Origin of the sequence: Kitasatospora sp. NPDC101801 (genome assembly GCF_044766665.1) — a bacterium.
GTDB lineage: Bacteria > Actinomycetota > Actinomycetes > Streptomycetales > Streptomycetaceae > Kitasatospora.
The window spans coordinates 1-12,699 of the sequence record NZ_JBIWML010000078.1; the positions used below are offsets into that span (position 1 = coordinate 1).

The 12,699-nt window shown below is 69.2% G+C and carries 12 protein-coding genes and 3 pseudogenes; 3 read left to right on the forward strand and 12 right to left on the reverse strand.

Annotated elements, in window-relative coordinates; genetic code table 11:
* Positions 1-57: 57 nt before the first annotated feature.
* The 4 genes from ACIRPK_RS36355 to ACIRPK_RS36370 all read right to left on the reverse strand — a co-directional run bounded on the left by ACIRPK_RS36355 (position 58) and on the right by ACIRPK_RS36370 (position 2,045).
* A complete protein-coding gene (locus ACIRPK_RS36355) occupies positions 58-366 on the reverse strand; it encodes a helicase associated domain-containing protein (RefSeq protein ID WP_403047134.1) in 309 nt (102 codons plus the stop codon).
* A gap of 107 nt (positions 367-473) precedes the next feature.
* A complete protein-coding gene (locus tag ACIRPK_RS36360) occupies positions 474-956 on the reverse strand; it encodes a DUF6882 domain-containing protein (RefSeq protein ID WP_403047109.1) in 483 nt (160 codons plus the stop codon).
* 328 nt (positions 957-1,284) lie between these two features.
* Positions 1,285-1,680 (reverse strand): hypothetical protein, encoded by a 396-nt coding sequence (locus ACIRPK_RS36365; protein ID WP_403047111.1) that lies wholly within the window; start codon positions 1,678-1,680, stop codon positions 1,285-1,287.
* On the reverse strand, positions 1,677-2,045 hold the full coding sequence (locus ACIRPK_RS36370) for a hypothetical protein (RefSeq protein ID WP_403047113.1): 369 nt from the start codon (positions 2,043-2,045) through the stop codon (positions 1,677-1,679). The genes ACIRPK_RS36365 and ACIRPK_RS36370 overlap by 4 nt, the downstream gene beginning before the upstream one ends.
* Positions 2,046-2,079: 34 nt before the next feature.
* Between ACIRPK_RS36370 and ACIRPK_RS36375 the strand changes: the two genes are divergently transcribed.
* Positions 2,080-2,364, forward strand: a complete 285-nt coding sequence (locus ACIRPK_RS36375) for a hypothetical protein (protein WP_403047115.1) — start codon at positions 2,080-2,082, stop codon at positions 2,362-2,364.
* A gap of 854 nt (positions 2,365-3,218) precedes the next feature.
* Here the strand turns inward: ACIRPK_RS36375 and ACIRPK_RS36380 are convergent.
* The 3 genes from ACIRPK_RS36380 to ACIRPK_RS36390 form a co-directional block, all read right to left on the reverse strand.
* A complete protein-coding gene (locus ACIRPK_RS36380; RefSeq protein WP_403047118.1) occupies positions 3,219-3,698 on the reverse strand; it encodes an Imm1 family immunity protein in 480 nt (159 codons plus the stop codon).
* On the reverse strand, positions 3,698-5,731 hold the full coding sequence (locus ACIRPK_RS36385) for a polymorphic toxin-type HINT domain-containing protein (RefSeq protein WP_403047120.1): 2,034 nt from the start codon (positions 5,729-5,731) through the stop codon (positions 3,698-3,700). The genes ACIRPK_RS36380 and ACIRPK_RS36385 overlap by 1 nt, the downstream gene beginning before the upstream one ends.
* Positions 5,732-5,802: 71 nt before the next feature.
* Positions 5,803-6,567, reverse strand: a complete 765-nt coding sequence (locus ACIRPK_RS36390; RefSeq protein ID WP_403047123.1) for a sensor domain-containing protein — start codon at positions 6,565-6,567, stop codon at positions 5,803-5,805.
* Between the two features lie 389 nt (positions 6,568-6,956).
* Here ACIRPK_RS36390 and ACIRPK_RS36395 point away from each other — a divergent pair, with 389 nt between their 5' ends.
* A complete protein-coding gene (locus ACIRPK_RS36395; RefSeq protein WP_403047125.1) occupies positions 6,957-7,913 on the forward strand; it encodes a hypothetical protein in 957 nt (318 codons plus the stop codon).
* Positions 7,799-10,123: an ATP-dependent RecD-like DNA helicase gene (locus ACIRPK_RS36400; protein WP_403047127.1), complete on the forward strand. Its 2,325-nt coding sequence runs from the start codon at positions 7,799-7,801 to the stop codon at positions 10,121-10,123. Before ACIRPK_RS36395 ends, ACIRPK_RS36400 begins: the two co-directional genes overlap by 115 nt.
* 182 nt (positions 10,124-10,305) lie before the next feature.
* On the opposite strand, the gene ACIRPK_RS36405 is transcribed toward ACIRPK_RS36400, so the two are convergent.
* The 5 genes and pseudogenes from ACIRPK_RS36405 to ACIRPK_RS36425 form a co-directional block, all read right to left on the reverse strand.
* On the reverse strand, positions 10,306-11,025 hold the full coding sequence (locus ACIRPK_RS36405) for a tetratricopeptide repeat protein (protein ID WP_403047129.1): 720 nt from the start codon (positions 11,023-11,025) through the stop codon (positions 10,306-10,308).
* 87 nt (positions 11,026-11,112) lie between these two features.
* Positions 11,113-11,490: pseudogene (locus ACIRPK_RS36410) on the reverse strand (IS5 family transposase); the annotation flags it as partial.
* Positions 11,491-11,625: 135 nt separating this feature from the next.
* Positions 11,626-11,886, reverse strand: a pseudogene (locus ACIRPK_RS36415) (HU family DNA-binding protein); the annotation flags it as partial.
* A gap of 66 nt (positions 11,887-11,952) precedes the next feature.
* Positions 11,953-12,342 (reverse strand): barstar family protein, encoded by a 390-nt coding sequence (locus ACIRPK_RS36420; RefSeq protein ID WP_403047132.1) that lies wholly within the window; start codon positions 12,340-12,342, stop codon positions 11,953-11,955.
* A 103-nt stretch (positions 12,343-12,445) separates the two neighbouring features.
* Positions 12,446-12,544, reverse strand: a pseudogene (locus ACIRPK_RS36425) (AAA family ATPase); the annotation flags it as partial.
* Positions 12,545-12,699 lie beyond the last annotated feature (155 nt).

Genomic DNA, 12,699 nt, shown 5'->3' on the forward strand with positions numbered 1-12,699 from the left:
CAGACCGCCAAGCCCTACCGCTGGACCTACGACGGCACCCCACTCAAGACAGCGTGATCAACACCCCTCCACGAACTTCCGCAGAGCAGCACTAGAACGGGTGTTGGTCAGCTGAGATCGTGAGTCCGATGTGTTGTTCAACCAAGTGCCCAGCGCGAAGGACACCACCGACACCCGGTCCTCACCTCCGGGGCCGGCCTCCAGCGGCTGCTTGTGCGGGCGAGGAACCCGAGGGTGGCCGTGCTCCTGGACGAACGCCGCCAACGCCTCCACGCCCTGCTGGAACCGGTCCGCTGATGGGCGGCGTGTGGGTTGCGGTGGTGATGGGCCACCAGTTTTCAGTGGCTGAGTGGTGGGCCGCCGCAGTTCAGCGCCTGATTCCGCTGAATGGTGATGTCGTCTTTGTACTGAGCTTGCCGTTTAACGTCCGCCGGTTGCGGCCAGCAGCTCTGACGCTTGGGCGTCCAGCGCTGTCATCCAGCGGCGAGCGTCAAGTCATGGATCAGGAAGTGGAGTTGCATGTCGTCGGTGGACTCCGCCCACAGCCCTTCGGCGTCAAGTATGGATGCCGCGACCATCCGAGCCTCAGCGACAAGTTCGGGGTGGTAGTTGAAGCCGGGCCACGGCAGGACGGGGTAACCGTTCTCCTCACCGAACTGCCGGACCTGCTCGATGTCGCCCAGGACTGCGGGCGGAAGTGACTCGTTCGCCCATGACCACAGCCAGGACTGTTGGGAGATGCTGACGCTGCCGATCACCGTGAGTCGGCCGGTGAGGAAGACCTTCCCAGCGCGCGACCAGGTGATCTGTGCGTCGTCCATCGACCACTGGTACTGCACATCACCTGACAGTCCGAAGCGTTCGACCATGAGGGCCTGCCGCGTGCGGGCGCGTTCGCGGGCCGCGAGCACTACCTCCTCCCATCCGGAGTGGCCATGCTTCGAACGGTCGTCCACTTTGTCTCCTCGCGCCAGAACGGTCGGCAAGATCCTCCCATTCGGACTGGTAGTCCAGTGCAGCGGGCCGGACCTGCCTTTCCGGGCAGGCCCGTCGCTCATCCTGTTCGCCGGGGCTTGGTGCCTTTCTTGTGGTGGGCGGGCCGGGCGTACGCCTCGCCGGCGGCGAGGACTTTGCCCACCTCGTGGCGGGCGGCGCGCCGCTGGTTCTTCGAGCCGGGTGGCCGGCCGGGTCCGGGGCGGGTGGGTTTTGGTGCACGTGCTGGAGTTGGGGGAGGCTGTCGCATGACTTCCCCCGGCCGGGAGTCAAGAGCGCGATTTTGTTGTGTTAGTGCTGCTCCGCGGAAGTTCGTGGAGGGGTGTTGGGTCGGGCCGCGTATTCGTCGGTGAGGATGCTGCAGGTGCACCAGTCGCCTGTGCACGGGGTGCCGGTCTCGGTGCCGTAGGGGCCGAGACCGGCCATGAGGTGAAGTACCTTCGCGCGCTCCGGCGCGACGAGAGCGGGGACCATCTCGGGGCTCGGCAATTGCTGCCAGGCGGCCGGGTCATCGTCCATGTCACCGATGACCTGTGCGTCGATGAACAAGGTGTAAAGGGGGTGCTCGGGGAAGTCGTTGAGCCGTAGGACCCACCAGCGTCCTTCGACCCGGACCGCGTAGGGGAAGACACTTGTGCCCGTGTCGTGCCACGCGGCCTGCGGGGGCAGTGCGGGGAGAGGGATCATGCCGGGATCTCCGGGGCCAAAGAGTCGGACGGGAGCTGCCCGGTGGGGTCGCTGAGGTAGAGGGTGCAGGCACAGTCGAGGGCCTCTTCGGGGGAGCCGGTGGGCAGTCCGCTGGGCAGGATGTTGTCCCGGTAGCTGTCGCTGCTGGCCGGGTAGAGGGCGAAGCCCCAGGTGTGCAGGACGCCGGTGAAGCGCAGGCGACACAGCGGGAAGGGCTTCTCGCCGGGTAATTCGGCTGCTACGTAGGCGAATCCGGCGCGGAAGCTGACCGTGATGGCGTTGGCGTGCGGCCAGTGCTCGCGGGCGTGGCGGTTCAGTCGCTGGCGCAGGTGGTGCTGCATCGATTCCGGGGGGTTCTTCGGCACGGGCCCATCCTGCCGGGTGCGGCGGTGGCCCGCCATGATCTTGGCCGTGCGTGATGGGCAACAGGCGGGGACGGCGGTTGCGGTGGTGCTCGATCGACAGGTCCGTGAGTGGTTGGTGAGGACGGTGGCCTCGGTAAAGGCGGAGGTGCGGGCGGTGCTGCGGGCCCGGATCGTGCTCGCGTCCGCGGACGGGTTCGCCAACGGCGCGATCGCCCGGGAGTTGGAGGTCGATCGCCAACAGGATCTGGCGGCGTGCGCACACGATCTGCAGGTTGTGTCCCTGCAGGTATCTGCCGTGCTTGCCCAGTTGCAGCCGTGAGTCCGGATCGCTCAGGCTCGCGACGGCGGTCGGGGATGGGGCCGGTTCGGGGCTGCGGGCCCGCTCCAGGTGAGTGAGTGCCTTCGCCAGTCGGGCCTGCTGCCGGATGAGGACCGTCTTGTTCTCCATGGGCACGGGCGGCCGGCCGTTGGCGGCTCGGCGCCCCGCCTTCCGGTCAGTCTCGGTCCGGGCCTGGTACTTCCTCGGTTTCTCCTGATGGGCTGCCGTTTCCGCAGCCAGCCGCTTCTCCGCGCGGGCCACGATGCGTTCGGCGGCCTCGACCTTGATCCTGATCTCGTTGGCGGACGGCAGGGCACGCTGACAGAGCCGGTCCCTGGCCGTGCGGGCACGGGTGAGCAGGTCGCACAGGCGTGACAGTCTCGGCCAGTTGTCACGCTGGGGATCGCCGTCGGAGTCCGCAGTCTCGCCGGTCTCGACGCGTCGGGCATGGTAAAGCGCGTCGATCTCGTCCTTGCACCGACCCTCCCTGACAGTCTCGACTGAGACGCCCGGGACGGAAACCTGCGCCCATCGAAGTCAACCGCGGTGGCACCCGGATCGCGCTCATCCCCGCGGCTCGGCATCACGCCGTCCTCACCCTGCTTGACAGCGGCCTCGAACTCGCCCACCGCTTGGAGGCCGGCCAGCTGACCACGGTGCTGGCCGGTCCGTAGGCACCTCGCCGAGCCCGGCTCCCGTGTGCACAAATAGAGTGCCGCGTGCGCCGCCAGTACTGGCTACAGCGGCCTGCTTGCGGATCACCGAGGTGAGGTCCCGGGTCTTCCGCAAATAGGCGTCCCGGGCCGTGGCACGGTGCGGTCGGTCGCCAGCGCTCGCGGATCCCGGCGGTTCCGTCAGTCCTCGACAGTCGGCCTGTCGTGCCGCTGGCCGTTCACCTCTCCGGTCACCCAGTCGATGCATTCCGGGCGCGCTCCAGTGCCGGTCCGGCGGTATTCCTCAATGGCAGTGCTGATGCGGTGCATGGGAAGGGTGCTGGCGGGATCATGCCGCCGTCCCGTGTACGCGTCCGACACCACGTCCGGGTCGGCAACCGGAGGTTGCGGGTTGTCAGAGAGCCAGATGCTCCCATAGACCCCGCCCTTCTCCAGCAGGCTCCCGCTCGCCCACCAGACCAGTGCGCCACAGCTACGGTCTGTACTGACCGACGCAGTGAGGTAGGCCACCGGAAACTCAGCCGGAGGCTCCGTGAAGGCGAACGTCACTGGCTTGCTCTCGGAGCCGCTTGATTCCAGGGCTTCGACTATTGTCCGGGAGATCTCCGCTTCACCATCGGGGAACTTCCTGTCGCCCGCGTAGTCGATCCGAAGGGCCATCAGCAATTCCTCCTTCCGAGGATGGGATGGGGGTCGGCGAGATTTCCGTCCGGCTTCTGGTAGATAACCAATAGCGTCTGGCCGGTGCAGAGGATGAAGGGGACTACGTCATCGCACGTCAGACCAGCTCCATCGCACACTCCTGCCGTGTTGTTGATGACCACCTCAGCCTGCGAGATGGTCTTGTAGTTCTCAGCCATCTTCCACGCGACCTTAGCCTCTACGTGGTCGGAGCTCGGGTAGGTGGTTGCTGGGCTCGTGGGGGCGCCGTTCTTAGGGTCCTTCAGCCAGTTGCTGATCTTGGTGACCAGGTCCTTGTCTTTCCCGATGGTCGTACCGCTGTAGACGGGGCCGCCCCATCGCCCGGCAGTTCCATTCGCGGTCCTGAGCACGGGCTGGCCGGTGGTGGTGCCCTTGTTCCCGGGCCTGACCGGAAGCTTGTTGAGGATCTCCCAGATCTGCTTGTCGCAGTCCGCCGGGCTGGCGTTGTGCACCAGGACCGGCATGTCGCCGGCCAGCACGAAGTAGGTGTGCAGGCCCTCGACAGTGAGGTTGTAGGCCGGCGCCAGGCCGGTCCAGTGCCGGATCGAGGCGACCTGGACGGTGGCGCCGCCGACCGTACGCAGCGTGTCGCCGACCCGCACCGCCACCGCGTCGGTCCAGGTCAGGGCGCTGTCGAGCCAGAAGGGGTGGTGATCCGTCGCGGTGATCGCGCCCAAGGTGCCGTCGCCGTGGCGGATCGTCAGTTCGGTGAAGTCCCGGTCGGCGGGGGTGTGGATGGTGCCGGTAACGGTTCGGGGTCCGCCAGCGGCGGTAGCGGGGTCTGCGGCGGCAACGAGGTCACCGGCGCGAATCGTCTCAATGGGGCGGGTGGTGCCATCGGACAGCAGTACCCCTGTGCCCGCGGGGAAGCTGTTGGGTGCGCAGGTGGTGAGGGACTCGACCTCGTCGATGATCTTCTTGCCGCCGGCGACGGTGGCCTGGGCGCCCTTGGAGAGAGCGGAGTTGAACTCCTCCTGGCCGCTGCCGGGCCTGGCGCGCGGGTCCCACACTTCCAATGCCTTGTAGTGGCCGTTGGGCTTCCGTACCAGGGCGTCGTACGTGGCGACGGGGGAGATCCGGCCGACGTCTGCGGCGGGAAGCCGCTTGACCGCGTCGGGGGCCAGGTAGGCGGTGACGGGCTGCTTGATGACCTTGACGCCGTGCTGCTTGGCGTAGGCGTCGACGGCCGCGTTCTTGCGGCCCGCCTGCCGGTGGTCTCGGTCGTCCGCCGCCGGACCGCTGCGGTCGGCGAGCCGCTGCGGTCGCGCCGCGTCAGCGCCCTGGGCCATTGACGTTGTCGTGGCCGGCGGGCCGGCCGGAGCGTTGATGAGGGCCTGGTTCGACGACGCCATCTGCTGCAGCAACTGCTCTCGCTGGGAGCCTAGTCGCTGCATCTCCTGAAGGAGCGCCGTGGCCTGGCGGCCGAGCGTGAGCGCGTCGGTGCTGACCTTCGACGCATCCTTGGCCAGTTCCTGCTGCCTCGCGACCGTCTGCGAGCGCTCCGACTCGAGTCCGGCCCGTTCCGCGGCGAGCTGGGCGGCTTCCCCGTCAAGCTGCGCCTTCTCCGCGTCGTAGGCGCTCGCCGCCCCTGCCTGCGCGGGCAGTTGGAACACGTGCGGCGCCGCGTTGTGCGCCGCGATCCGGCCGTTGAGAGCCTGGGACCTGGAGTTGAGTGCGGACATCTTGGCGTTGACGGAGGCGGCGTCCCCACTCGCCGCCGCAGAGCGTGCCTGCAACGACTCGGTGGCCTGCGTCAAATTTTCTGTAGCGCCCATGAGTTCGCTCGAGCGCTGCGGCAGGGCTGCGGCCTGCTGACTGAACGCGGCGACCTGGCTGTTCAGAGCGGAGGGGTAGGCCGGACTCGGTCGCAGCGGCTCAGGAGCCGATGCTCCGGATGCCAGCGCGGCAACGCCGGGGATCGATGGATCTGCCGCCGGTGCGGCGGCGCTCTCACCGGCTGCGAGCGCCGGCACGAGCACGGTGACTAGCACCAGGCACAGAACGCGTCCCATGGCCGCCCGCGCGCGGGTGCCGGCCGGGCGCCTCGCCTCGCCGGGCCCAGTCACTGGGTCACCTTCGCGGCGAGCCGGTCGGCGATCTTCGCCACGGCCGAACTGCCGTCACCCGCCTCGCAGAGCGCCACCTGCACCAGGGCCCGGCCGGTGGCCCGGGCCTGGCGGTAGCACGCCCAGCCGTCCCCACCCTCTTGGACTGCCTTCCAGGTGACCGCTCCCGGGGCGGTGGAGCCGGTCGTGTAGGTCCACTTCGAGGTCTGGCCATCCGCTTCGGCGCGCTCGGCGGTCGGGCAGTTCTTGAGCCCGTCCGCCAGCACGCGCAGCGCGGCGCCGGCCGCCCCGGCCTCCGGGTAGACCCCGATGACCTGGGTCGCCGTGTAGTCGCCCGCCCCGGCCGCATCGCCGTACGTCGCAGAGACGAATGCCGTCCAGTCCTGCCCGTAGACGGCCTTGGTGGCAGGACCCACGGCGGCCGCGCACGTCTTCGGCTCTGCTCCGAGAGCGGCGGCCGGCTCGCCGGCTCGTGCGCCGGCCACGAACGTGGTCCCTGCCAGCGCGCTGACCTCGTCAGGGGATAACAGGTCCGCCTGAACCGTCCCGGCAGCCACGTGGAGCGAGGTGTCCACCGAATCGGGCTCGCGGAGCCAGAGCCAGCCCGCCAACGCCGCGAACCCAACGCAGAAGACGGAAACCAGCGCCAGTAGCAACCACGGGGCGTGGTGGGGCCGGAACAGTGCACGCCGCCCCGGTGCCGCAGGGTCCTCCGGGCCCGGCGACGGCGGCGCAAGGGTGTAGTCGAAGTTCTCCGTCACGCTGATCTCCCCCAATGACGCGACTCGCGTTGCGTTCTGTGAACACTGCGGATACCTACCGTCACCTACGCCGTCGTGCAGGGCAAGACCTTGCTGCCCGATTTGAGGATCTACAGAGCATTCTCAATTGTGGCAACTAGCAAGGAGGAAACGGACGTTGGCCACCCACATGTGCCGGACCACGCGAGACAGCCCCTTGGATGTCGTCGCCCTCCGCATGCCGTCCGGGCGGCTCATCACTGGCAGGTGTGGAGCGCACTTGGTGTTTCGTGCGCCGCCCGCAGGGATGAACGGGCGCGTCGTCAACCGCCCGGTGTGGCATGGTGCGCTCAGAAGGGGCCGCGTAACCAGACCAGCGCCCTGTGGCCCCGGCAGGAGTGGTCTGCACCGTGACGTTCACCGCGCTGCACCCCGAGCATGGGGCCTTGGACTCCACCGCCCGGGACCTGGGCTGCGGATGGTCCTGGGAGCGGGTCCACCGGGTCCGTCCCCGCGTTCCGCTGACCTGTCCGGAGTGCGGCCACGGTCTGCACGCCAAACTGTCGCCCGCGCCCCGCCGGCTGCGGTACTTCGCCCATGACCCGTGCGCTCCCCGGTGCGAGCTGGCTGAGCAGGACCTCGACCACCACCTGCTGAAGCTGGAGATCGTCTCCGCCGCCCGGCAGGCCGGCGCCCACGCGCAGTTGGAGGCATCCGGCACGGGCTGGCGTGCTGACGTCCTCGCGATCACACCGGGCGGTCGGCGCGTGGCCTGGCAGGTTCAGCTGGCCTCCATCGCTGCCGCCGACATGCGGCAGCGGGCCGGACGGATGGCTGCCGAGGACATCGCGGCATGCTGGGTGGCGCTGGGCACCGGGGAACACTGGCTGGCCGAGCAGCCGGCCGTCGGGGTGCACCCGCCGGATGGTGCGGGAGGGTGGCGGATCGCGGCCGGTCTGCTGCGCCTGGTCGCCCAGACACCGGATCCCGCCCGCGGGCTGCCCCCGGTGTGCTGGAATCAAGTCCCGGATGTGACCCTGGACGACTTCGTCGCCTGGGTGCTGATGGGCAGGGCCGTCCCCCGTCGCTTCGAGGAGAACCCGAAGGTGTGGTTCGGTGGCTGGACCGCCCCGGCCTACCTGGAGCGGGCTAGGGTTGTGCTGATCGGCGAGCAGAAGACGGCCCGCCGGCCCGCACGCCCGCCGGTGCGGCGCGGTACAGGGTGGCGACGGGTGGAGAGGTTCGGCACGGGGTGGAGCGGCAGCGGGAGCCGGAGGGGCTCGAGGGGATCGTCGAGCGGATCCTGTACGTCGGCAGCGGCGGCTTCACCGCGGCGCGGCTCGGCCTGGCCGACGGCGAGAGTGTAGGGGCGAAAGGCGAGGCCCTGCTGGGAGTCCAGCCCGGGGAGACGCTCCACCTGACCGGTCACCACGCCGACCATCCCACATGGGGGCGGGAATTCCGGGCCGTGTCCTGCCGGTACGTCGAGCCGTCCACCGTGCACGCGATCCGCGCCTACCTCGCCTCCGGACTGGTGCGGGGCATCGGGCCGAAGCTGGCGAACGCGATCGTGGACGAGTTCAAGCTCGACACCCTGCAGGTCATCGACACCACCCCCGAGCGGCTGCTGGAGGTGCACCTGATCGGCAAGGGACGGCTCGCGGAGATCATCACCGCCTGGCAGGTCCACCAGGAGATCCGCCAGCTCATGATCCTGCTGCAGAGCGCCGCGATCTCAGCCACCCACGCCCCGCGGATCGTGCGGCACTTCCGCACCGACCGGCAGGAGGCACACTCCGTCACCGACGTGCTGGACATCGTCCAGAGCGCCCCGTACCGGCTCACCGAGGTGTTCCGGATCGGCTTCGCCACCGCCGACAAGCTCGCCCTGTGGCTGGGGCTGCCCGAGCGCAGCCCGCAGCGGCTGCAGGCAGCTCTGCTGCACGCCCTCGAACAGGCCGGCGGGGACAGCTTCCTGTGGGAGCGTCAGCTCTACGCCAGGACCGTGCGCAACCTCGGCGGCGACGAGTCCCTCGCAGAGCTGCTGCCCGCCGAGCTGGCTTCCCTGGTGGCCACCGACGCGGTCGTGCTGCAGGACCTGCCCCACGGTCGGGAACTGCCCGGCCGGGAGCGGCGGTGGAAGCCGGCGGTGTTCGCCCCGGCGCTGCACGCCGCTGAGACCGCGGTGGCCACCCGGGTCGCCCGCCTGCGTGCCGCCGTCACCCGGCTCTCCACGCTGCGTCCGTGGGCGGCGGGTCCGCTGCCGGTCTTCGACAGCGCCGTCGAGCTCGCACCGGCGCAGGAAGCCGCCGTCCGGATGGCGCTCACCGCGCCCGTGTCGGTGCTGACCGGCGGCCCGGGCTGCGGGAAGTCCTTCACCGTCCGATCCATCGTCGACATCGTGGAGGCCGCCGGCGGTCGTGTCGCCCTGGCGGCGCCGACCGGCCGTGCTGCCAAGCGCCTGGCCGAACTCACCGGCCGCCCGGCCACCACCGTCCACCGCCTGATCCACGGCCGGCGTGAGGGCCCTGCTGTGCCAGCCAGCCTGTTCGACGCCTATGACCCGCTGGACGCGGACCTGGCCGTCATCGATGAATCCTCGATGCTGGACCTGCGCCTGTGCGCCCAACTACTCGGCAAGCTCACCCCAGGCGTGCACCTGCTCCTGGTCGGTGATGTCCACCAGTTGCCGAGCGTCGGCGCCGGGCAGGTACTCGCCGACCTCCTTGCCGTAGCGGAAATCCCGCGCACCGAACTGACCGTGATCTTCCGTCAGGCCCGGGACAGCGCGATCGTCACCAACGCCACCGAGATCAAGTACGGACGGCCCGTCCGCAGCTTCGGCGACTTCTGGTTCCTCGACGCCCGACGCCACGACGCCGAGCGAACCCTGCCCCCGCCAGAGGAGATCCAAGCCACCGTCGTCGACCTCGTCACCCGCCGCCTGCCCGACACCTACGGGATCGACCCGGCCGACATCCAGGTCCTCGCGCCCGGGCGCAAGGGCGCGCTGGGCACCGACGACCTGAACCTGGCGATCCAGGCCGTCGTCAACCCGCACCTCGACGGGCACGAGCAGCACTGGGGTGACGGGCGCGCCTTCCGACCGGGCGATCGCGTCGTCGCTGTGCGCACCGACGCGCGCCGCGGCATCGTCAACGGCACCACCGGCCGCATCACAGCCATCGACACCAAGCAGCGCCACGTACGCATCATCACCGACGACGACCGCACCGAGGCCGCTTACGCCTTCGACGAACTCGATGAGCTCCTGCACGCGTACGCCATGACCGTCCACCGAGCCCAGGGCAGCGAGTACCCGATGGTCGTCGTCCCGATGACCCGAACCGGCGCCTCCTATCTGCTGCTGCGCCGCAACCTCCTCTACACTGCCGTCACCCGCGCCAAGCGGATGCTCGTCCTCGTCGGTGACCCCGCCGCCCTCGACCAGGCCATCAGCCAGCCGTCCGAGCTCCGCAACTCTTCTCTCGCCCTGCGACTTGGCGAGGCCCTCAGTGGTCAGGTCGTCCTTCCTCCGCCCCGCCTGGCGTTCGACGGCCAGGCCGCGCTGTACTGACGCCGCCCGCCGGACGCCCTCGGTCCTTCGATCTCCTCACCACGCCAGGCGGCGGCCCCACCCCCACTTCCGGCAGGTGGGTGGGGCCGAGCGGGTGCGGCCCGCAGCGCGGGCCTGGTGACTGCGGCGCGGAGTTCAGCGCGGGGCCCGGCAGCACATCGTGAGTTCGGCGCATCCGCAGCTCACCCGCGCCATCTCGCTGGGCAACGCGCGCAGCATCGGGATCGTCCAGGCGCACTGGCCATAGGAGCGGCGGCTCGCAGCGCGGCAGCGAAGCGGCGGCGCCAGGCCGACATCGCCCACTCGACCGCTTTCGCCTCGACCTCAGTGAGCCCCGGTGCCCCGCTGTCGGCCGCGGAAGCGTCGGTGAGCAGGATCTCGACGCGGTCGAGGGCAGCCTGTGTGGACTCGATGAGGCCAGTGTCGCCCTTGGCGATCCGCAGGCGCAGTGCTTCCCGCAGGTAGTCGCGGGCCCGGGGGAGGTCGCCCTGCTCCATGAGGTGCTTGCCGTAGTGCTGCAGCGCGAAGTCGGTGAGCTCCGGCTGTTCGCGTCGGGCGGTGTCCAGCGCCCGGCGGTACAGCGCGTCGGCGGTCTCGGGCTCGCCAGCGTAGCGGTGCGCGTCGCCGAGGTTGAGTATGGTGGCGAGGACGGCCGGGGTGTTGTCGGCGGCCGCGGCCAGGCCGAGGGACTGGCGGAGGAAGGGGAGGGCGCCGTGCGGGTCGCCCAGGCTCACCTGGCCGATGCCGATCCACCGGGACACGAGCCGCGTTCGGGCGGGATCGGCCCCATCGGGAAGGGACCGTAGTTCGTCACGGAGTTCGTTGACCGCGGTGGTCAGTTGGGTGTGGTCGACGGGGACCATGCGCAGGTCCGCGTCCTGGGTGATGAGGTGCTGGAGCACGGATCTCTCCTACAGCTGGTCGGTCTGGTGGCGCAGGTCGGCCAGCAGCTCGACCCTGTGCGGGGAGAAGTGGCCGCTAAGCTGCCGGGGCGTTGATCTCCGCTTCGGGATACGGGGTGTTCTGCGCGGTGCACCGGCAGCGTGCTGGTGGGCCCGGCACGAGGTGGAGTCCACGCTCACCATGCTCCAGTCGATGCGCCCCCGGGAGTCGGCCTCGGCCTGGACAGCCTGGAGGATCCTTTCCCAGGTGCCGTCCGCCGACCACCGACGATGGCGCTCGTACACGGTTTTCCAGCTACCGAACCGCTCCGGCAGGTCCCGCCACGGGACACCCGTGCGGACCCGGAACAGGATCCCGTTGATCACCGTCCGGTGATCAGTCCACCGTCCGCCTCGGCGCCCGGTCTTCGGCAGATGTGGTGCCAGTTGCACCCACTCGTCGTTCGTCAGATCGCCCCGCCCCACGACCAACACAATGGGCCACGCGAGGCGATCACATGATCCGCCGGACAGAACCTAGGCGGTGAGGTCGTCGCGGTTCGGCTCACTCTTGCGGAAGCGGAGCAGCTCTGGTAGACGCAGGTCGCGTGGAAGGTCCGGTCGGAGCTTCGACCCGGCGCTGATCTTGGCGCCGTAGCCGGCCGGGATGTCGATCGGGTCGCCGGCCTGCGGGTTCCGGGCGGTCCGGGCCGCTCGGTGGGTGCGCTCGAAGGTGAGGAAGCCGGGAATCGTGATCTTCTCGTCGCCCTTGGCGAGGACCTCGCCGGTCACCTCGGCGAGGGCTGCCAGGACTGCGTCGGCGTCCTTGTGAACACCATGGATCCCAAGCTCGTCGCCGCCGCCTTTGGCATGGACCCACAGGCCACCCTCATCTACCTCGCCGATCACGTAGACGCAGGTCGCCTTCCTGAGCCATGAGCAGTCCAGCTACTGCAACCGCAGAACGCCGGGAGCACGGCTCTCAAAGATCTCGACGAGCTGGTCGAAGACAGTCTGCCCGCGCTGGTCGCATGCGGCGGCCAGCTTCGCGTCGACAGCCGCCCGGTTCGAGGGGTGGCACCGTGACAGACGAAGCTCCAACTGGCGCACCGTTTCCGGGTAGCCGAGATGCTCGCGCGATACGGAGTGGTCGCGCCACTCGACGATGAAGTCATCGGCATCGGGGTACCCAGGCCCGCCACTCAGGCAGTCCGCGAAGGCATCGAGGTTGCGGCCGAAGTACTGACGTCCAGGGCTGTCGAACGCGTCCATGAGGACCTGCCAGAAGTCATCCAGCGTTCGAATCCGAGTGCCGTCCAGCACGTACGTCGCCATCATGTTCCGCAGGATACGTCCACCTCGGTGCCCCGCTCATCCGGATTGAACCCGTGCTGTTCAGGCATCGCCTCGTACGGGTTCGCCGGAACATGTGCGCTTTGGCAAACGACTCGTTCGAGGCGATGGCGACGCTGTTCTTCTCCTCGCGCTCGGTCAGCACCTGGAAGAGCAACTCGGCTCCCCTGCGGTCGAGTTCCATGTGTTGGGTCGGGGACGGGACGCCTTGCACCCTCTCGGGTGTCGGTTTGTCAATCCCCTGGAACAGGGCTCGGTCATGATCCTCGACCTATTCAGCTAAGTAGCTGACTGACCATGGCCGTTGGGGCGATGGTCGGGCCATGGACCTACAGACCATGG

Bases quoted from the DNA above. Each gene is read 5' to 3' on its own strand.
- ACIRPK_RS36380 (WP_403047118.1), bottom strand. From the start codon at position 3,698: ATGGCCCTTCGGATCGACTACGCGGGCGACAGGAAGTTCCCCGATGGT.
- ACIRPK_RS36365 (WP_403047111.1), bottom strand. From the start codon at position 1,680: ATGATCCCTCTCCCCGCACTGCCCCCGCAGGCCGCGTGGCACGACACG.
- ACIRPK_RS36375 (WP_403047115.1), top strand. From the start codon at position 2,080: ATGATCTTGGCCGTGCGTGATGGGCAACAGGCGGGGACGGCGGTTGCG.
- ACIRPK_RS36420 (WP_403047132.1), bottom strand. From the start codon at position 12,342: ATGATGGCGACGTACGTGCTGGACGGCACTCGGATTCGAACGCTGGAT.